Source organism: Thermopolyspora flexuosa, assembly GCF_006716785.1.
GTDB lineage: Bacteria > Actinomycetota > Actinomycetes > Streptosporangiales > Streptosporangiaceae > Thermopolyspora > Thermopolyspora flexuosa.
In genome coordinates this window covers 3,799,727-3,818,914 of record NZ_VFPQ01000001.1, presented here as the reverse complement: position 1 = coordinate 3,818,914, position 19,188 = coordinate 3,799,727, and the positions used below count along the sequence as shown (strand labels likewise).

The 19,188-nt window shown below is 71.2% G+C and carries 16 protein-coding genes and 1 pseudogene; 14 read left to right on the top strand and 3 right to left on the bottom strand.

The features are described from left to right. Positions 1–494: 494 nt before the first annotated feature. The 5 genes from rpsB to FHX40_RS16140 all read left to right on the top strand — a co-directional run bounded on the left by rpsB (position 495) and on the right by FHX40_RS16140 (position 5,431). Complete coding sequence (gene rpsB, locus FHX40_RS16160; RefSeq protein WP_142260399.1) at positions 495–1,370, top strand: 30S ribosomal protein S2; 876 nt, start codon at positions 495–497, stop codon at positions 1,368–1,370. Between the two features lie 129 nt (positions 1,371–1,499). Beyond that, a complete protein-coding gene (gene tsf / locus FHX40_RS16155; RefSeq protein WP_142260398.1) occupies positions 1,500–2,333 on the top strand; it encodes a translation elongation factor Ts in 834 nt (277 codons plus the stop codon). A 244-nt stretch (positions 2,334–2,577) separates the two neighbouring features. Then, on the top strand, positions 2,578–3,276 hold the full coding sequence (gene pyrH, locus FHX40_RS16150) for a UMP kinase (protein ID WP_373286902.1): 699 nt from the start codon (positions 2,578–2,580) through the stop codon (positions 3,274–3,276). A 9-nt stretch (positions 3,277–3,285) separates the two neighbouring features. Then, a complete protein-coding gene (gene frr, locus FHX40_RS16145; protein WP_142260396.1) occupies positions 3,286–3,843 on the top strand; it encodes a ribosome recycling factor in 558 nt (185 codons plus the stop codon). Between the two features lie 703 nt (positions 3,844–4,546). Continuing rightward, a complete protein-coding gene (locus tag FHX40_RS16140; RefSeq protein ID WP_229789060.1) occupies positions 4,547–5,431 on the top strand; it encodes a phosphatidate cytidylyltransferase in 885 nt (294 codons plus the stop codon). Between the two features lie 19 nt (positions 5,432–5,450). Here FHX40_RS16140 and FHX40_RS16135 read toward each other — a convergent pair whose 3' ends face one another. After that, positions 5,451–6,479, bottom strand: coding sequence for a suppressor of fused domain protein (locus FHX40_RS16135; protein WP_229788941.1), 1,029 nt, complete (start codon positions 6,477–6,479; stop codon positions 5,451–5,453). Between the two features lie 118 nt (positions 6,480–6,597). Between FHX40_RS16135 and rlmN the strand changes: the two are divergent. The 3 genes and pseudogenes from rlmN to FHX40_RS16120 form a co-directional block, all read left to right on the top strand. Continuing rightward, positions 6,598–7,686, top strand: a pseudogene (rlmN, locus tag FHX40_RS16130) (dual-specificity RNA methyltransferase RlmN); the annotation flags it as partial. A 193-nt stretch (positions 7,687–7,879) separates the two neighbouring features. Continuing rightward, positions 7,880–8,824, top strand: coding sequence for a DivIVA domain-containing protein (locus FHX40_RS16125; protein WP_142260392.1), 945 nt, complete (start codon positions 7,880–7,882; stop codon positions 8,822–8,824). Between the two features lie 47 nt (positions 8,825–8,871). After that, positions 8,872–9,519 carry a cyclase family protein gene (locus FHX40_RS16120; protein WP_142260391.1) on the top strand — a complete coding sequence of 216 codons (648 nt, stop codon included), beginning with the start codon at positions 8,872–8,874 and terminating at the stop codon, positions 9,517–9,519. A gap of 9 nt (positions 9,520–9,528) precedes the next feature. On the opposite strand, the gene FHX40_RS16115 is transcribed toward FHX40_RS16120, so the two are convergent. Both FHX40_RS16115 and FHX40_RS16110 read right to left on the bottom strand, forming a co-directional pair. Then, on the bottom strand, positions 9,529–10,836 hold the full coding sequence (locus tag FHX40_RS16115) for an endo-1,4-beta-xylanase (RefSeq protein ID WP_211350292.1): 1,308 nt from the start codon (positions 10,834–10,836) through the stop codon (positions 9,529–9,531). Between the two features lie 228 nt (positions 10,837–11,064). Then, positions 11,065–11,562, bottom strand: coding sequence for an Lrp/AsnC family transcriptional regulator (locus FHX40_RS16110; protein WP_189136235.1), 498 nt, complete (start codon positions 11,560–11,562; stop codon positions 11,065–11,067). A 272-nt stretch (positions 11,563–11,834) separates the two neighbouring features. On the opposite strand from FHX40_RS16110, the gene FHX40_RS16105 reads away from it, so the two are divergent. The 6 genes from FHX40_RS16105 (at position 11,835) to FHX40_RS16080 (ending at position 19,171) form a co-directional block, all read left to right on the top strand. After that, positions 11,835–13,268 (top strand): gamma-aminobutyraldehyde dehydrogenase, encoded by a 1,434-nt coding sequence (locus FHX40_RS16105; protein ID WP_142260389.1) that lies wholly within the window; start codon positions 11,835–11,837, stop codon positions 13,266–13,268. A 122-nt stretch (positions 13,269–13,390) separates the two neighbouring features. After that, positions 13,391–14,551: an ABC transporter ATP-binding protein gene (locus FHX40_RS16100; protein ID WP_142260388.1), complete on the top strand. Its 1,161-nt coding sequence runs from the start codon at positions 13,391–13,393 to the stop codon at positions 14,549–14,551. A gap of 8 nt (positions 14,552–14,559) precedes the next feature. Further along, a complete protein-coding gene (locus FHX40_RS16095; RefSeq protein WP_211350291.1) occupies positions 14,560–15,834 on the top strand; it encodes a polyamine ABC transporter substrate-binding protein in 1,275 nt (424 codons plus the stop codon). Positions 15,835–15,846: 12 nt separating this feature from the next. Further along, entirely contained in the window at positions 15,847–16,716 is an 870-nt protein-coding gene (locus FHX40_RS16090; RefSeq protein ID WP_142260387.1) for an ABC transporter permease, read from the top strand. After that, positions 16,713–17,567, top strand: coding sequence for an ABC transporter permease (locus FHX40_RS16085; RefSeq protein WP_142260386.1), 855 nt, complete (start codon positions 16,713–16,715; stop codon positions 17,565–17,567). The genes FHX40_RS16090 and FHX40_RS16085 overlap by 4 nt, the downstream gene beginning before the upstream one ends. Positions 17,568–17,776: 209 nt before the next feature. After that, entirely contained in the window at positions 17,777–19,171 is a 1,395-nt protein-coding gene (locus FHX40_RS16080) for an NAD(P)/FAD-dependent oxidoreductase (RefSeq protein WP_142260385.1), read from the top strand. Positions 19,172–19,188 lie beyond the last annotated feature (17 nt).

Here is a 19,188-nt window from a genome sequence, read left to right as displayed (position 1 = left end):
CGTCACCGGTGTCGTTTGTTCCCGTCGGCGTCAGGGCATGGTGAGCGTCACGGGACCGGCCGGGAACGGGGCCGCCTTCCTCGTCGCGGGCGGCGTCACCGGCCACAGATCGCGCCCGACGCCCGCAGTGGCGGGTGTCGCCCGAGGTCAGCGGGCATGGATGCCGGGAGGCCCCATACCGCGTCGCCAAGGCGGTGACGCGTGTTCACCGGGCCACCCGGGCAGCGGGAAACCGGGCATGGCCCACCACAGGCGCCCTCGGCTCACAAAGCGGCCGCGCTGTCAAGACGACGGTCGGGAGGGGAGGCGGTTACCGGTAGACTTTCCGGTGGCCCGTACTGATCGGGCCGACTTCGCACGCCCGCACGAAGGCCGAACTCTCGGTCCGGAGCATGCGCTCCGGCTGTTCGGTGCCGGGCGTCAGGGCGAAGGCCGCCGGCCTTCGCGGTAACCGAGGCCGTGCCTGCGGGCACACGACCATGGAGGTCCAGACCATGGCCCCCGTCGTCACGATGCGGCAGCTCCTGGAGAGCGGCGTCCACTTCGGCCACCAGACGCGCCGGTGGAACCCGAAGATGCGGCGCTTCATCCTCACCGAGCGCAACGGCATCTACATCATCGACCTGCAGAAGTCGCTGTCCTACATCGACCGCGCCTACGACTTCGTCAAGGAGACGGTCGCGCACGGCGGCACCATCCTGTTCATCGGCACCAAGAAGCAGGCGCAGGAGGCCATCGCCGAGCAGGCCAAGCGCGTCGGCATGCCGTACGTGAACCAGCGCTGGCTGGGCGGCATGCTCACCAACTTCTCCACGGTGCACAAGCGGCTGCAGCGCCTCAAGGAGCTCGAGGAGATCGACTTCGACAACGTGGCCGGCTCCGGGCTCACCAAGAAGGAGCTCCTCATGCGCCGCCGCGAGAAGGAGAAGCTGGAGCGCACCCTCGGCGGCATCCGTGACATGAACCGCGTGCCGAGCGCGATCTGGGTGGTCGACACCAAGAAGGAGCACATCGCGATCAGCGAGGCCCGCAAGCTCGGCATCCCCGTGGTCGCGATCCTCGACACCAACTGCGACCCGGACGAGGTCGACTACCCGATCCCGGGCAACGACGACGCGATCCGTGCGGTCAGCCTGCTGACCCGGGTCGTCGCCGACGCCGTGGCGGACGGTCTCATGGCCCGCGCGGGCGCCACGCGCGGTGGTGAGGACAAGCCGTCGGGGGTTGCCGAGGGCGAGCCGCTCGCCGAGTGGGAGCGTGAGCTGCTCACCGGCTCCGGGGAGAACGCCGAGGCCGCGAAGCAGGCCGAGAGCGGTGAGAAGAGCGGCGAGAGCACCGCTCCGGCCGCCGGGGAGCAGCCGCAGGCCTGACGTCGGCGGGCCGTCGGCCGGTCCGTACGGCACCGCGAAGCCGAACCGCCGGGTGGCCTGACCGCCCGGCGGACGGCGCACCACCCGAACGACAACACCAGACGGACTTTCAACACGGGAATCAGGACAATGGCTTCTGTGAGCATGGCCGACGTGAAGCGGCTTCGCGAGCTGACCGCCGCCGGCATGATGGACTGCAAGAAGGCCCTGGAGGAGGCCGAGGGCGACTTCGACAAGGCCATCGACATCCTCCGGGTCAAGGGCGCCAAGGACGTCGGCAAGCGTGAGTCCCGCACCGCCTCCAACGGCCTCGTCGCGGCCAAGCACGAGGGCGACTCGCTCGCCGCGCTGCTCGAGCTGAACTGCGAGACCGACTTCGTCGCCAAGTCCGAGCGCTTCCAGGAGCTCGCCGCCCGCGTGGTGGACCACATCGTGGCGACCAAGCCCGCCGACGTGCCCACGCTGCTCGCGTCCGAGCTCGACGGCAAGACGGTCAAGGAGCACCTCGACGAGACGAACGCCGCGCTCGGCGAGAAGATCGAGATCCGCCGGTTCTCGCTGCTCGAGGGCGGCTACATCACCTCCTACCTGCACAAGACCGACCCGCAGCTGCCCCCGGCCGTCGGCGTGCTGGTCCAGCTCGACAAGCCGAACGCGCAGGTCGGCAAGGACATCGCGCAGCACACCGCGGCGATGGCGCCGAAGTACCTCAGCCCGGACCAGGTGCCCGCCGAGGTCATCGAGAAGGAGCGCGGGGTCTTCGAGCAGATGACCCGCGAGGAGGGCAAGCCCGAGGCCGCCATCCCGAAGATCGTCGAGGGCCGGCTCAAGGGCTGGTACCGCGACTTCACCCTGCTCGAGCAGGCCTGGGTGAAGGACAACAAGAAGACCATCCGCCAGGTTGCCGAGGAGGCGGGCGTGCAGGTGCTCGCCTTCACCCGGTACCGGGTGGGGCAGCCGTAGGCTGGTGTCGCAGCGCGGCGTTGTCCCGGCCGCGGTGACGCCCGGGGCGACGCCGCCGACCCGAACCCGCCAGGCCCGGCCGGACCGGCCGGGCCGAAGCCGAACCGGTACAGGCAGGAATCGGACGACCGGCTGAACATCCAGCCCACCGAGAACGGAGGAGGCCGCCGCCGTGCAGGAGAGAACGACACCCGCCACGTCGGCGGCTTCGTCGCAGGACGGGCAGCTGCGCTGGAAGCGGGTCATGCTCAAGCTGTCCGGCGAGGTGTTCGCCGGCGGCGAGCCGCTCGGCATCGACCCGGCGGTCGTCGCGCGCCTTGCCGACTCGATCGCCGAGGCGGTCAGCGTCGGTGTGCAGCTCGCCGTGGTCGTCGGCGGTGGGAACATCTTCCGGGGGGCGGCGCTCTCCGAGCGTGGCATGGACCGGGCACGGGCCGACTACATGGGCATGCTCGGCACGGTCATCAACTGCCTGGCGCTGCAGGACTTCCTGGAGAAGCGGGGCGTGGAGACCCGCGTGCAGACCGCGATCACCATGCAGCAGGTCGCGGAGCCGTTCCTGCCGCGCCGGGCGATCCGCCACCTGGAGAAGGGCCGCGTTGTGATCTTCGGTGCGGGTCTCGGCTCGCCCTTCTTCTCCACCGACACGTGCGCCGCCCAGCGCGCGCTCGAGATCGGGGCGGAGGCGCTGCTGAAAGGCACCAAGGTGGACGGCGTCTACGACGCCGATCCGCGCACGAACCCCGATGCCGTACGGTTTGACCGGCTCGACTACGGTGAGGTCCTCACCCGCGGTCTGGGGGTCATGGACGCCACCGCGATCAGCCTCTGCATGGACAACGGCCTTCCTATCGTGGTCTTCGACCTGATGGGCGAGGGTAACATCCTGCGTGCGGTACGCGGTGAGAAGATCGGCACGCTGGTGAGTCCGGCGGAAAAATAGGGAGCCGCGATGATCGACGAAACACTCCTCGAAGCCGAGGAAAAGATGGACAAGGCGGTGGAGGTCGCGAGGGAGGAGTTCGCCGGCATCCGCACCGGCCGGGTCACGCCCGCGATGTTCAGTAAGATCACCGCCGAGTACTACGGCACGCCGACCCCGATCCAGCAGCTCGCCTCCTTCCACGTGCCCGAGCCCCGCTTGGTCATCGTCCAGCCCTTCGACAAGAACGCGCTCGGGGCCATCGAGCGCGCCATCCGGGACAGCGACCTCGGTGTGAACCCGAGCAACGACGGTCAGGTGATCCGCGTGGTGTTCCCCGAGCTGTCCGAGGAGCGCCGCAAGGAGTACGTGAAGATGGCGCGGTCGAAGGCGGAGCACGGCCGCGTCTCGGTGCGCAACATCCGCCGCCACGCCAAGGACGCCCTCGACAAGATGGTCAAGGAGGGCGAGGTCGGCGAGGACGAGGCCCGGCGGGCGGAGAAGGAGCTCGACGAGCTCACCCAGAAGCACGTCGCCAAGATCGACGAGATGCTCAAGCACAAGGAGGCCGAGCTGCTCGAGGTCTGACCGGCGGCCGGTCATGATGCCGGCGTCGCCCGGTCGGGCCCGTGACGGTTCGGCCGACCGCAGTGGTTGTGGCATGGTGATGCGTGCATGCCCGGCGCCGTGGCGACGCCGGGCCCCCTCCCCGGCCGGGGGACCGATCCCGGCCGGACGGCGTCGGAGGGGCGTGTTCGCCCGGGCCGCGGCCATGGCCACCGGCACCGGGGCACGAGGATGATCGGCGTCCGTCGGGCATGTCACGATGCCCCGGTCCTCGGTGGCGCGGAGGACCGCGACGCCGATCACAGACGCCGGGAACGGACGGCGTGTGACCGCGCGGCCCGGGCGACGGGCCCCGGCGGGTACAGGGTGTGCCGGGAAGCGCTTTCTCCCCCGGAGCGGCGTCGCGCGACGGGACGCGTCCCGGAGCCCTGCCCCGCCGGTCGGAGCGCCCGCGGATCACACCGCCGAGGAGCAGCGGTCAGGAAAGCGCGGAACCCCCTTGGAAGCAGCGGCGGCGAGACCAACCCCACCGGGTGGCTCGGGTGGCGACGGCACCCGGGCCGATGAGCACGATGTCGGCGCGGGTACGGCCGGCCGGGTGGGGGTCGACCCGCCGCGGCGCGAGGCCGCCGAGGCGGCCGGGCCCACCGTGCCCGGCGCCGCGGCCGGCGAGGACGTGCCCACCGGCCCGGCCGACGGCGCGGCGCACCCCGCGCCGGAGACCGTGAGCGGCGCGGCGGCGCCCGCCGCGGCGGGCGGGGGCGGGAAGCGGCCCGGCGGCCGTGCGGGCCGGAACCTGCCCGCGGCGATCGCCGTCGGGGTCGCGCTCGGCGCGGTCACCCTCGCCGCGCTCTACGTCGTCAAGGTGCTGTTCCTGCTCGAGGTCGTGGTGGCCGTCGGGATCGGCATCGTCGAGCTGGCCCGGGCGTTCGCGGCCAAGGGCATCCAGGTGCAGGTCGCCCCCATCCTCGGCGGCATGGTGCTCATGGTCGTGGGCACCTACTGGGGCGGCCCGGTCTTCCTGCTCGGCTCCTTCGCGCTGACCCTCATGGTCACCCTCGCCTGGCGCATGCTCGCGCCGCCGGGGTCCGCCAAGGGGGTGGTGGCCGCCACCGCGGGCTACGTGCGGGACGCGTCCGCCTCGGCGTTCGTCTGCGCCTACCCCGCGCTGATCGCCGGGTTCGTGCCGCTGCTGCTCGCCGAGGACGACGGCCCGCACCGGGTCGTGGTGTTCATCGCGGTCACCATCTGCAGCGACATCGGCGGCTACACCGCGGGCGTGCTGTTCGGTAAGCACAAGATGTCGCCGATCATCAGCCCGAAGAAGACCTGGGAGGGCTTCGCGGGCTCGGCGCTGAGCTGCGTGGTCTGCGGCGCCCTGCTCGTCCGCTTCCTGCTCGACGGCGAGTTCTGGCAGGGCGCGCTGCTCGGCGCGGTCGTCGTGATCTTCGCGACCCTCGGCGACCTCATCGAGTCGGTGATCAAGCGCGACCTCGGCATCAAGGACATGGGCACCCTGCTGCCGGGCCACGGCGGGGCGATGGACCGCCTCGACTCGCTGCTGTTCACCCTCGTCCCGGTCTGGCTGCTGCTCTACCTGTTCGGCTGATCCGGCGGCGAGCCGGCCGTCAGACGGGCAGCCGGCGGGCCACCCGCCACGCGAGCCCGTCAAGGTCGTGCCCGGCGGTGCCGAGCTCGGCGTCGGTGACCGGGACGAGCCACAGCCACCGCACGCTGTCGCCGCCGAAGACCAGCCCCGACGGATCGGGCAGGTGGCCGAGGCCGGTGAGCATGAGCACCCCGCTGTAGCCGCCGGGGACGGGGAAGCCGGCCCGGTCGTGGTACCAGCGGGCGGTGTGGCCGTGCCCGAGCCAGGTGACCGACCGCCAGGGGTAGCGGGCGAGCCACAAAAACAGCCGCGCCGCGTCCCGCGGATCACCCCGGGTGGCGAACGCGAGCTCCACCCGGGCGTAGGCGTCGGGCCGGTCGATGTACTGCTCCACCTGCGGCATGCGCTGGCAGCTCATGCCGACCGTGCTCAGCACCGCGTAGTCCCGCCCCGGTACGGCCGGGCGTTCGGTGACCCCGACGGTGGGCAGGCCGCCCTCGCTGACGTCCCAGTACCGCCCCGCCGGGCCGACCGTGGCGTCGAGGTGGGCGAGCACGTACCGGAGGTAGGACTCCCAGGCGCCCTCGGTGCGCCGCCAGGCCCAGTAGGCCCGCGCCCGCGCGACCCGGGGCCCCAGCCCCTCCATCGCCTCCTCCAGCGGCCAGGCGAACGGCGTCTCGCCGATCGCGTCGCGCGCGTACCCGGGCAGCCCGTGCTCCATGTCGGCCCAGCCGGGGATCACGGCGAGCAGCTCGCCGTCCTCGAACAGCGCCACCCCGTCGCCCTCCTCGAACCAGAGCACCTCGAGCCGCGCCGGGTCGAGCGGCGGCCTTCCGGCGGGGTGGCGGGTGCCGCCCCGCGGCATCACCGGCGGCAGGCCCGCGTTGAGGCGGCGCAGGTCCACCGTCTCCGGGGCGGGGATGTGGTTGGCGAGCCAGACGGCTCCGTGGACCACGCCGTGCGGATCGCAAAGGTAGGCTACGGAGGATGCCTCGTCGCCCTCGACCACGAGGGTGCGGCTGCCGTAGGGGTTGGTGTCGGTGAGCACCTCCCTTCCGGCCGGAGGTGTTCCGCCCCGAAACGTCGCCATAGGTCAGGACCTTAAATTGATGGGCGGCGGGGAGAAACCGCTCGTCCGCAACCGATACCGATATCGGAGACCCACGATGACCACCCAGCTCACCTTCGTCGCGCCCCGCCGGGCCAAGCCGCCCCGCCACCTGGCCGACCTGACCATGGCCGAGCGCCGGGCGGCCGTCGCCGAGCTGGGGGAGAAGCCGTTCCGCGCCGACCAGCTTTCCCGGCACTACTTCGCCAAGCTGACCGAATCGGCCGAGCAGATGACCGATCTCCCGGCCGCGGCCCGGGAGCGGCTCGTGGCCGACCTGCTGCCGAACCTGCTCACCCGGGTACGCGAGGTCGCCTGCGACGGCGGCACCACCCGCAAGACGTTGTGGCGGCTGTTCGACGGCGCCCTGGTCGAGTCGGTGCTCATGCGCTACCCCGACCGGGTGACGATGTGCGTCTCCTCCCAGGCCGGCTGCGGCATGGGCTGCCCGTTCTGCGCGACCGGGCAGGCGGGCCTCACCCGGAACCTGTCCACCGCGGAGATCGTCGAGCAGGTGGTCGCGGGCGCCCGCGCGCTCGCCCGCGGCGAGGTCCCCGGCGGTTCCGGCCGGGTGAGCAACGTCGTGTTCATGGGCATGGGCGAGCCGCTCGCCAACTACAAGGCGGTGCTCGGCGCGGTGCGCCGCCTGGCCGCCCCCGCGCCCGAGGGGTTGGGCATCTCGGCCCGGCACATCACGGTCTCCACGGTCGGCCTCGTCCCGGCGATCGAGCGGCTGGCGAAGGAGGGCCTGCCGGTCACCCTCGCGGTGTCCCTGCACGCCCCCGACGACGAGCTGCGCGACACCCTCGTCCCGGTGAACACCCGCTGGAAGGTCGCCGAGGTGCTCGGCGCCGCCTGGGACTACGCGCGGCGCACCGGGCGGCGGGTCTCCATCGAGTACGCCCTGATCAGGGACGTCAACGACCAGGAGTGGCGGGCGGACCTGCTCGGCCGCCTGCTCAAGGGCAGGCTCGCCCACGTCAACCTCATCCCGCTCAACCCCACGCCCGGCTCCAAGTGGACCGCGTCCCGGCCGCGGGACGAGCGCGCGTTCGTCCGGCGCCTCGAGTCGTACGGCGTGCCGGTGACCGTCCGCGACACCCGCGGCCGGGAGATCGACGGCGCCTGCGGCCAGCTCGCCGCCGCCGAGCCCGGCGGCCGTCCGGGCGAGCGGGCGGGCCGCCCGCGGTCCGCCGCGGCGCGCCCGGCCCGCGCGGAAGGTTCTCCGCACAACGGAAAGAGATCTTCGACACGGCGGGCGAATCTGGCACGCTAATACGCACCGATCGGGACAATAGAGCAAAGATCGCGGAACTCGGGGGCGCGGACCGGAGGAGTCAGTGAACCGCTTTCCACGGGTGCCGGCGGTGGTCCCCGGCTACGATCCGGACGAGGTGGACGCCCTGATCAAGCGGATCGAGGCCACGCTCGGGAAGGGCGTCCTCGAAGACGAACCGGTCACCGCGGACGAGATCCGTGCCGCCCGGTTCCGGGTACGCCTCGGCGGCTACAACGAGATGGCCGTCGACTACGCCCTCGAGGCGTTCATCATCGCGGTGGAGAACAAGGACGTCCCGCCCCGCCGGGCGGGCGAGGCCGCGGCGACCGAGCAGGCGCCGGGCCGGAACGGGATCCCTGACCACGCCCCGGCCGCGCCGCGCGACGCCACCCCTCCCGAGCAGCCGCCGCCCGAACCGGCCGCGGCGTCCCGGGCGGGCGCCGTGACCACGTCGGGTCCGGAGGCGAGGGCCGTACCCGATGGCGGCGCGGCGCGCCGGGCCACCGGTACGGCGAGCCCGCCGTGGCCGACCATGCCCGAGGACGCGATCCCGCGGAACGGCGCGGCGGGCGGCCCGCCCTGGCCGACCAAGCCGCTGCCCAGGCCGGAACCGGCCGAGGCCGCCGCGCAGGACGGCGGCGACGGCACGGCCGAGCCCGAGGAGCCCGCGCAGGCCGCCGCCGCGTCCGGCCCGGCCCCGGCCGCCGGGGCCGCCGCCGCGGACGAGCCCGACGGCCCGGGCGAGGAGTGGTTCGAGGAACAGGCCCGGCGGGTCGAGCAGGTGAGCTTCCGCTCCGGCCGGCTCGGCATGGGCTACAGCGAGGAGGAGGTCGACGCGTTCCTCGACCGCATCGTCGCGACGCTGCGCCGTACCACCGACGAGCCGCTCACCGCGGACGACGTGCGGCAGGTGAGGTTCTCCACCGTGCTGTTCCGCCCGGGGTATGCCATCGGTGAGGTGGACGAGTTCCTCGCCGAGATCGCCGAGGTGATCGCCAGACGGTGACGCCGGACGGGCGGCGGCCCGCCCGGGGAGCACACAGGGAAGGAGCCATGAGCAGGTACATCGACCTCTCGGTGCCGATCGCGACCGGCATGCCCGTGTACCCCGGCGACCCGGCGGTGGAGCTGGCCCCCACGGCCACCGTGGCCACCCACGGGTGCAACGTGCTCGGCCTGCGCCTCGGCTCGCACACCGGCACGCACGTGGACGCGCCGTACCACATCGACGACAGCCTGCCGAAGCTCGACGAGCTGCCGCTCGACCGGTTCGTCGGCCCCGCCGTCGTCGTCGACGCCCGCGACGCGGGTCCGCGCGCCCCGCTCGGCCCCGAGCGGTTCGCGGACGTGGCCCGCCCCGGCGCGATCGTGCTCGTCGCCACCGGGTGGTCGGCGCACTGGGGCACCGAGACCTACCAGGAGCACCCCTACATCGACGCCGAGGCCGCCCGGCTGCTCGCCGAGGCGGGGGTGGCCACGGTGGGCATCGAGGGCTTCAGCGTCGACCCCACGCCCGACGAGGCGTTCGCCGCGCACCAGGCGCTGTGCGGCGCCGGCGTGGTGATCGCCGAGAACCTGGCGAACCTGGCCGAGCTGGTCGACGCCCAGGCGGCCGGGCACGCGATCGAGGTGTCCCTGCTACCGCTGCGCCTGGCGCAGGCGGACGGCTCGCCGGTGCGGGCCGTGGCGCGCGTGGCGTGACCCCCGCGGTCAGAGCGCGACCTCGAGCTTGGTCTCGCCCGGCTCGTCGAGGGTGAAGGTCGCCGTCCGGTCGCCGGCGGTCACCGCGTACTCGCCGAGCATGCCGGCGACCCGGATCCGCCCGTCGGCGTCGGTGCGCACCGTGGTCGGCGGCAGCCACCACTCGCCCTTGATCAGGGAGCGCACCGCCTCGTAGGCGGGCTTGGGCGTGCCGTCGGTGCGCACGAACCCGCCCGGGGCGCCGAGCCAGCCGCCGTCGACGAACCCCCAGTACGTCATCGCCTCCACCGACGGGTGCGACAGCAGCGTCCTGTAGTGCCGCACCAGCTCGTCGGCCTGCCGCTCCTCGCCCTCGGGCGTGCTCGGCCACTCGGGGATCTGATAGTCGTTGAGGTCCTCGATCTCGGGCGGCATGAGGTGCCCGGAGACGAGCGTGGTCTCGGTGAAGTGGATCGGCAGGCCGTACCGGGCGAACCGCTCGATCGTCTCCAGGGTGCGCTCCTCGCCCCAGTACCCCTGGTGCATGTGGCTCTGCAGGCCGAGCGCGTCGATGCGCACCCCCGCCTCCAGCAGGCCCTCGATCAGGCACTCGTACGCCGCCGACATGTCGAAGTCGTTGAGCAGCAGCGTGGCGTGCGGGTTCGCCTCCCGCGCCGCGTCGACGACCATGCGCACCAGCGGGATGCGGCCGATCTCGCGGCACAGCCGGGTGAGCGCGTTGTCGTACTTGGCGAAGATCGGCATGATGACGACCTCGTTGATGACGTCCCACATGTCGATCAGCCCGGCGAACCCGCTCACCTCGCGCCGGATGCGCTCGACCTGGAGCCGGGCGACCTCGTCGTTCGGCAGCTCCAGCAGCCAGTCCGGCGCCAGGGTGTGCCAGGCGAGCGGGTGCCCCTTCACCGTGCAGCCGCGGTCGGCGAACCAGCGCGCCGCGGTGCGCACCCGCTCGGTGTCCGGCCGGCCGCGCACCGGCTCGAACCGCTGCCAGTAGAACGGCAGCGTGACGAAGTTGAACAGCTCGAACCACAGCTCGGCCACCTGCGCCACCTCGGCGTCGGAGAGGTTCCGCACCGGGTCGAGGTCGTCGCCGGCGCGCGCCGTGCCGTACGGCTCGCCGTTCGCCAGCGGGATGAACTCGAAACCGATGCAGCCGAAGAGGAACCTGTGGCGGCGCTGGGCGACGACCACCTCGCGTTCGGCGAGCGGCTCGCCGTTCCGGGTGACCATGACGAGGGCGTCGGCGCCACGGTGCGGGTAGGCGGAGGCGCCGGGAACGGAGACGCGGGAGGTTGCGGAGGGGGATGCCGACACGGTGGAACGTCCTCCAAACGGTCGTGCGGTACCGGTTGGTGGAGCGCTTCCGGCGGGCCCGCCCGGGCCACGCCGGGATCAACTGTACGGTGCGGCGCGCCGCGTGTCAGGCCCCGGAACGTGGCCCGGCGATGACAGACCGTGGCGCACGTGACCCACCGCCGGCACGATCTGCAGGACATGCCCCGCGCGACCGAAGCGGTACGCCCACCGCGAACACGAGGCCGGTCAGCGCGTGCCCCAGGAGTAGGTCTCCTTGCGCAGTTTGAGATACACGAAGGTCTCGGTGGCCCGCACGCTGGGAATGCCGCGGATCTTGCCGAGGATCTCCAGCAGGTGCTGGTCGTCCTCGCACACCACCTCGACGATGATGTCGACCGATCCGGCGGTGAGCACCACGTAGTCGATCTCCTCGAGCGAGGCGAGCTCGTCGGCCACCCGCTCCAGGTCGCCGTCGCACTTGACGGCGATCATCGCCTGCCGGGGGAACCCGAGCATGAGGGGATCGGTCACCGCGACGATCTGCATCACGCCCGCGTCCAGCAGGCGCTGTACGCGCTGCCGTACCGCCGCCTCGGACAGTCCCACGGCCTTGCCGATGGCCGCGTACGGCTTGCGCCCGTCCATCTGCAGCTGCTCGATGATTTGCTTGGAGATGTCGTCGAGCACCACCGGGGCCTGCCGCGCGTCGGCGCTCCGGCGCGCTCGCCGTGGCGGTGTCGTCATCGTCGGTCCTTCCATCCCCTGCGCCGGTCGCTGTGCCGGATGCCCCCGTACCGCACGGCCGTACGCCGACATGAGGCCGGGTCGGGTTACACGGGTGCTCCCAGTATGGTGCAATCGTGGTACGGCAACCTGTTAGATGATCATCGCCGCAGAATGGAATTCGTGGGAATTTGATATCTTCGCCACGAAATCGATTGTCGTAGCCCCGTTCCCCCCTCAGAGCCGCGGTGACTCGGGGGTCGCGTGTGTCAGCCACCACGAGGAGGTCGACGATGGCCAGCCGCCTGCGGAACTACATCAACGGCGAGTCGGTCGACGCCCGGAGCGGCCGGTACACCGACGTCGTCGACCCGTCGACCGGGGAGCCGTACCTGGAGGCGCCGGTCTCCGGGCAACAGGACGTCGACGCGGCCTACGCGGCCGCGGCCGCCGCGTTCGAGTCGTGGGGCGTCACCACCCCCGCCGAGCGCTCCGCGCTGCTGCTCAAGATAGCGGACGCGATCGAGGCGCACGCGGACGAGCTGGTGGAGATCGAGTGCCGCAACACCGGCAAGCCGCGCCGGATCATGGCCGGTGACGAGATGCCGCTGTGCGTCGACCACTTCCGGTTCTACGCGGGCGCGGCGCGCACGCTGGAGGGCCCGACGGCGGGCGAGTTCCTGCGGAACCACACCTCGATCGTCCGGCACGAGCCGATCGGCGTGGTCGGCCAGGTCACGCCGTGGAACTACCCGCTCATGATGGCGATCTGGAAGATCGCCCCGGCGATCGCCGCGGGCAACACCGTGGTGCTCAAGCCGTCGGACACCACCCCGGTGTCCACGGTGCGGCTCGCCGAGATCATCGGCGAGATCCTGCCGCCCGGCGTGGTCAACGTCGTGGTCGGCACCCGCGAGACCGGGAAGCTCGTGGTGTCCCACCCCACGCCGCAGATGGTGGCGATCACCGGCTCGGTCGGCGCCGGTGTGCAGGTCGCCCAGACCGCGGCGAACGACCTCAAGCGGGTGCACCTGGAGCTCGGCGGCAAGGCCCCGGTCGTCGTCTTCGACGACGTCATGGACGTGGCCGCGATCGCCAGGACGGTCGCGTACGCGGGGTACTACAACGCCGGCCAGGACTGCACCGCGGCCTGCCGGGTGCTCGTGCACGAGAGCCTGCACGAGGAGTTCACCGCCGCGCTCGTCGCGGCGGCGCGGAACACGGTCACCGGCGGCCTCGAGGTGGCGGACGCGGACTACGGCCCGCTCAACAACGCCGACCAGCTCGCCCGGGTGCAGGGGTTCCTCGACCGCGCCCCGGGCCACGCCAAGGTGCTCACCGGCGGCCACCGGATCGGCGAGAAGGGGTACTTCTTCGCGCCGACCGTGGTCGACGGACTGCGGCAGGACGATGAGATGATTCAGACCGAGGTGTTCGGCCCGGTCATCACCGTGCAGACGTTCACCGACGAGGCCGACGCGCTGCGGAAGGCGAACGGCGTCAGGTACGGCCTGTCCGCGTCAGTGTGGACGAGCGACCACGGCCGTGCCATGCGCATGTCCAACAAGCTCGACTTCGGCGTCGTGTGGGTGAACACCCACCTTCCGTTCATCTCCGAGATGCCGCATGGCGGCTTCAAGCACTCGGGGTACGGCAAGGACCTGTCGGTCTTCGGTCTGCACGACTACACCCGGGTCAAGCACGTCATGCACTACCTCGGCGAGTGACGCACCGTGGCGAGATGAGAGCCTAGTTAGCCGTGTGCTGACCCGTTGGATGAGGTGATAACCGCACCCCGGCGCTCCCTTCCGGAGTCGCGCGGGGTCCCGGAAGAGAAGGATGGCCTGGAATGACGGAGATCCAGGTGGGACACGCGGCGGCCGGTCCGGCCGCCGTAGGGCGCCCTCCCGATTGGCCCGAGGTACCCGCCATCGAGCTGGAGGGGGTCCGAAAGGATTTCGTCTCCCGCGGCGAGGTGGTCCGGGCGGTCAAGGGCATCAGCCTGTCGATCGCCGAGGGTGAGTTCTTCTCCCTGCTCGGACCGTCGGGCTGCGGGAAGACGACGACCATGCGCATGATCGCCGGGTTCGAGGAACCCACGAGCGGCACGATCCGCCTGCACGGCATGGACGTCACCGACGTACCGCCCAACCGGCGCGACGTGAACATGGTCTTCCAGTCCTACGCCCTGTTCCCGCACATGAACGTGTGGGAGAACGTGGCCTTCGGGCTCAAGCGGAAAAAGGTCCCCGAGCCCGAGATCAGGCGACGCGTCGGCGAGATGCTCGAGATCGTCGGCCTCACCGGCCGGGAGAGGAGCCGCCCGCGCGAGCTCTCCGGCGGCCAGCAACAGCGCGTGGCGCTCGCCCGGGCCCTGGTGAACCGTCCCCGCGCCCTCCTGCTCGACGAGCCGCTCGGCGCACTCGACCTCAAGCTGCGCCAGCAGATGCAGCTCGAGCTCAAGCGCATCCAGCGTGAGGTGGGGATCACCTTCGTCTACGTCACCCACGACCAGAGCGAGGCGCTCACCATGAGCGACCGCATCGCCGTCATGAACGACGGCGCGGTCGAGCAGCTCGCCGATCCGCGCGAGATCTACGAGCGCCCGGCCACCGCGTTCGTCGCGAGCTTCATCGGCACCTCGAACCTGTTGTCCGGCCAGATCTCCGCCATCTCGGGCGACGTGGCCACGGTACGGCTCGGCGACCGCGGCCGGGTGCTGCTCAACGGCGGCGGGCACCGCCTGGGCGAGTCCGTGCAGATCACGGTGCGGCCCGAGAAGATCAGGATCCTGCAGGGCGAACCGGAGGGCGACGTCAGCGCGGTTCCGGGCGTCGTCTCCGAGGTGGTCTACCTCGGCACCTACAACAGCTACGCGGTGACCTTGGACGGTGGTGCCGAGGTGACCGTCTTCGAACAGAACGCACATGACAGCACGAGCACGGCGGAGCGCGGTGACTCCGTGTGGTTGTCGTGGCAGCCACACCACTCGTACGCGATAGGAAGTTGAACCAGCCGATGAGCGCAATCCCCCCTCTTGCTTCCCCTGCCGGCCTCGCCGGTGACCCTGCCGCCCTGCGCGGCATGACCCGGCGGCGGGTCGGCCCCGGCCGCCGCGACGTGTTCCGCATGGCCGGCCTGTCGGCGCTGGGCCTCGCCCTCGCCGCCTGCGGGGTGGAGGGCAAGAAGGCCGCCCCGCCGCAGCAGTCCGACGTGGAGAAGTACTGGTCGGGCAAGACCAAGAACGGCCACGTGGACTTCGCCAGCTGGCCGCTGTACATGGACCCCAAGCTTCCCGAGCTGAAGCAGTTCACCGAGCGCACCGGGATCACGGTGAACTACAAGGAGGTCATCCAGGAGACCGGCAGCTGGTTCGCGAAGATCCAGCCGCAGCTGGCCGCGAACCAGTCGATCGGCTACGACCTCATGGTGATCACCAACGGCATCCAGTTCACCCAGCTCGTGCAGCTCGGCTACCTGGTGCCGCTCGACCACTCCAAGCTGCCCAACTTCGCCAAGAACGCCGGTGAGGCCTACAAGCGCCAGGCGTTCGACCCGGGCAACGTCTACAGCATCCCGTACGCCTCGGGCATCACCGGCATCGCGTACAACCCCAAGTACGTCGACGAGCCGCCGAAGAGCATCGCCGACCTGTGGAACCCCAAGTACAAGGGGAAGGTCGGCATGCTCGCCGACACCCAGGAGATCGGCAACTTCGGCCTGCTGCTCATCGGCGTCGAGCCGGAGAAGTCCACGCCCGCCGACTGGGAGCGGGCCGCGGCGAAGCTGCGCGAGCAGCGCGACTCCGGCATCGTGCGCAAGTACTACGAGCAGAACTTCATCGACCCGCTCGGCAAGGGCGACATCTGGCTGTGCCAGGCCTGGTCCGGCGACATCTTCCAGAAGAACCTCTCCGACGGCACCGACCTGCGGTTCGTGATCCCCGAGGAGGGCGGGACGATCTGGACCGACAACCTGGTGATCCCGAAGACCGCGGCGAACCCGGTCGACGCGATCACGCTCATGGACTTCTTCTACGAGCCGGAGATCGCGGCGAGCCTCGCCGAGTACATCAACTACATCACCCCGGTGCCCGCCGCGCAGGACGTCATCCGGCGGCACGCGGCGGAGGCGAAGGGCGACCGGAGGAAGGAGCTGGAGGCGATCGCCGACAGCCCGCTGATCTTCCCCAGCGAGGAGGATTACGCCAGACTGCACAGCTACCGCAGCTTCGCCAACGCCGCCGAGCAGAAGCAGTACGACACGATCTTCCAGGCGATCACCACGGCCTGAGGAAGGGCGCGCATGAAGGGCAGCAGGCTGCGTGCGGCGCTCACGCCGTACCTGCTCATCCTCCCCGGCGGTCTGTGGCTGGCGATCTTCTTCGTCGTCCCGATGATCGTGATGCTCTCGTTGTCGCTGCAGAGCGGCAACATCGTCGACGGCTTCGCGTTCACCTGGAACTGGCGGAACTACCTCGACGGCATCGCGAACCACCACGACCAGATGATCCGGTCGATCGGGTACGGCCTCGCCGCCACGGTCATCACGATCGTGGTCGGGTTCCCGGTGGCGTACTGGATCGCCTTCCGGGGCGGCAGACGCAAGAACATGTACCTGCTGTTGCTGCTGATGCCGTTCCTCGTCTCGTTCGTGCTGCGCACGATCTCCTGGCAGTTCTTCCTCGCCGACGACGGGGTGCTGCTGGGGCCGCTGAAGAGGATCGGCCTGCTGCCCGAGGACTTCCACATCCTCGCCACCGGGACCGCCGTGGTCCTCGGCCTCGCCTACAACTTCCTGCCGTTCATGGTGCTGCCGATCTACGTGGCGCTGGAGCGCATCGACCCGCGGATCCTGGAGGCCGCCGCCGACCTCTACGCCAACCGGGTGCAGACGTTCCTGCGCGTGGTGCTGCCGCTGTCGCTGCCGGGGGTGTTCGCCGGGGTGCTGATGACGTTCGTGCCCGCGTGCTCGGACTACGTCAACGCCTCGATCCTCGGTGGCGCCACCAACACCATGATCGGCAACGTCATCCAGAACCAGTACCTGGTCACCCAGGACTATCCGGTCGCCGCGGCGCTGTCGTTCACCCTGATGGCGGTGCTGCTGATCGGTATCTTCGCGTACGCCCGGGCATTGGGTAGCGAGGAGGTCCTGGAGGTGACGGCCCGATGAACACGCTCGAACGCGCCGCCGCCGGGCCGCGGAAGAACGCGACCCGGCGGCGGCGCCCGGGGCGCCGGGGTGCGTTCTTCCGCGGGCGGCTCCTGCACATCTGGACCTGGCTGGTCATCGCGTGGCTGTTCCTGCCGATCGCGGTGATGATCCTGTTCGGGTTCAACGACACCCGGGGCCGCTACAACCAGACCTGGCAGGGCTTCACCCTGCGCTGGTACGGCGAGCTGTTCGCCATCGACGACCTCACCGTCGCGCTGGTCAACTCGCTGCTCATCGCCCTGCTCACCATGCTGATCGCCGGGGTGCTCGGCACGCTGATCGGGCTCGCGCTCGGCCGCTACCGGTTCCGCGGCTCCGGGCTGATGAAGCTCGTGATGTTCGCCGCGATCTCCTGCGCCGAGATCATCATGGGCGCGTCGCTGCTGTCGATGTTCGTCACGCTCGCCGTACCGCTCGGCTTCTGGACGATCGTCATCTCGCACGTGATGTTCTCGGTCTCGTTCGTCGCCGTCACCGTGCGGGCCCGGGTGATGGTGGTGGACCGCTCGATCGAGGAGGCCGCCCGCGACCTCGGGGCGAGCAGCTGGGAGACCTTCCGCCTGGTCACGTTCCCGATGATCTTTCCCGGCGTGCTCGCCGGCTCGCTGCTCGCGTTCGCGCTCTCCATCGACGACTTCGTGATCACGAACTTCGTCTCCGGCGGCACCGTGACGTTCCCGCTGTGGATCTACGGCGCCACCCGCGTGGGCATCCCGCCCCAGGTCAACGTCATGGGCACGCTCATCTTCGCGGTCGGCGTGCTGATCGCCGTGCTGAACGCGTTCGGCGGCCGGCGCGGCGGCACTTGACCGCGCCCCGCGCGGTCACCGCCCGGCACGTCCCTGCCTCCTCGCCCGATCCGTCCGGCGTTCCCGCCGCCGCCCGTCTCCGGTGACCGAACCGCCACCGGCGGCGGCCCTGTCCGTCACACCGCAACCACCATTCAGGCCATTGAAAGAGCTGAGCATCGGCCGCGGACGGCGGCCCCGTCCGCGCACCCATTGGGTCGTGATACCTCGTGGATCCCAGCAAGGCCCTCGCCGACGCCGAGCGCCGGCCGTACTGGCTCGACAAACCCGATCGACCTGAACCCGTACCACCGCTGATCGGACGCACCACCGCCGACCTCGCCGTCGTCGGCGGCGGTTACACCGGACTCTGGACGGCGCTGCTCGCCAAGGAGCGCGACCCGTCGCTCGACGTGGTCCTGCTCGAGGGCGACGTCATCGGCTGGGCCGCCTCCGGCCGCAACGGCGGCTTCTGCTCGGCGAGCCTCACCCACGGCCTCGGCAACGGCCTGCTGCGCTGGCCGGACGAGCTGCCCGTGCTGGAACGGCTCGGCCGGGGCAACCTCGACGACATCGCCGCCACCATCGACCGCCACGGCATCGGCTGCGACTTCGAACGCACCGGCGAGCTGCACGTCGCGGTCGCGCCCTGGCAGCTGGCGGTGCTGCGCAGGCAGTACGCCGCCGCCCGCGAGCTCGGGCTCGACGTCGAACGGCTCGGCCGCGACCGGATCCGCGCCGAGCTCGACTCGCCCACCTACCTCGGCGGCCTGTGGAACCGCACCGGCTGCGCGCTGCTCGACCCCGCCCGCCTCGCCTGGGGCCTGCGCGCCGCCTGCCTCTCGCTCGGCGTGCGCGTCCACGAGCACACCCCGGTGCGCCGCCTGTGCGATGCGGGCAGGGTGCTGCGGCTGTACACCCCCGCCGGGCGGGTGGACGCGCACCGGGTCGCGCTCGCCACCGGCGTGTTCCCCCCGCTGCTGCGGCGGCTGCGCGCCTACCTGATCCCGGTGTACGACTACGCCCTGGTCACCGAGCCGCTGCCGCCCGGCCGGCTCGCCGAGATCGGCTGGCGCAACCGGCAGGGCGTGAGCGACGCCGGCAACCGCTTCCACTACTACCGGCTCACCCGCGACAACCGCATCCTGTGGGGCGGGTTCGACGCCGTCTACCACGCCGGCGGGCTCATCCGGCCCTGGTACGAACAGCGCGACGCCACCTTCGAACGGCTCGCCGTACACTTCTTCGCCACGTTCCCGCAGCTGGAGGGGGTACGGTTCACCCACCGGTGGGGCGGCGTGATCGACACCTGCGCGCGGTTCAGCGCGTTCTACGGCACCGCGTACCGGTCCCGCCTCGCCTACGCGGCCGGGTACACCGGCCTCGGTGTGGGCGCCGCCCGGTTCGGCGCGAACGTGATCCTCGACCTGCTCACCGGACAGGACACCGAGCGCACCCGGCTGCGCATGGTCCGGGAGAAGCCACTGCCGTTCCCGCCCGAGCCGCTCCGGTCGGCGGTGGTGCAGCTCACCCGCTGGTCGCTCGCCCGCGCCGACGCCCGGGGCGGCCGGCGCAACCTGTGGCTGCGGCTGCTCGACCGGCTGGGACTCGGATTCGACTCGTGACCCGACGGGAAGGAGCA

Coding starts and splice junctions, on each gene's coding strand:
- frr (WP_142260396.1), top strand. CDS start 3,286: ATGATCGACGAAACACTCCTCGAAGCCGAGGAAAAGATGGACAAGGCG.
- rpsB (WP_142260399.1), top strand. CDS start 495: ATGGCCCCCGTCGTCACGATGCGGCAGCTCCTGGAGAGCGGCGTCCAC.
- FHX40_RS16090 (WP_142260387.1), top strand. CDS start 15,847: ATGAAGGGCAGCAGGCTGCGTGCGGCGCTCACGCCGTACCTGCTCATC.
- pyrH (WP_373286902.1), top strand. CDS start 2,578: ATGCTCAAGCTGTCCGGCGAGGTGTTCGCCGGCGGCGAGCCGCTCGGC.
- FHX40_RS16095 (WP_211350291.1), top strand. CDS start 14,560: ATGAGCGCAATCCCCCCTCTTGCTTCCCCTGCCGGCCTCGCCGGTGAC.
- FHX40_RS16110 (WP_189136235.1), bottom strand. CDS start 11,562: ATGACGACACCGCCACGGCGAGCGCGCCGGAGCGCCGACGCGCGGCAG.
- FHX40_RS16100 (WP_142260388.1), top strand. CDS start 13,391: ATGACGGAGATCCAGGTGGGACACGCGGCGGCCGGTCCGGCCGCCGTA.
- tsf (WP_142260398.1), top strand. CDS start 1,500: ATGGCTTCTGTGAGCATGGCCGACGTGAAGCGGCTTCGCGAGCTGACC.
- FHX40_RS16085 (WP_142260386.1), top strand. CDS start 16,713: ATGAACACGCTCGAACGCGCCGCCGCCGGGCCGCGGAAGAACGCGACC.
- FHX40_RS16120 (WP_142260391.1), top strand. CDS start 8,872: ATGAGCAGGTACATCGACCTCTCGGTGCCGATCGCGACCGGCATGCCC.
- FHX40_RS16105 (WP_142260389.1), top strand. CDS start 11,835: ATGGCCAGCCGCCTGCGGAACTACATCAACGGCGAGTCGGTCGACGCC.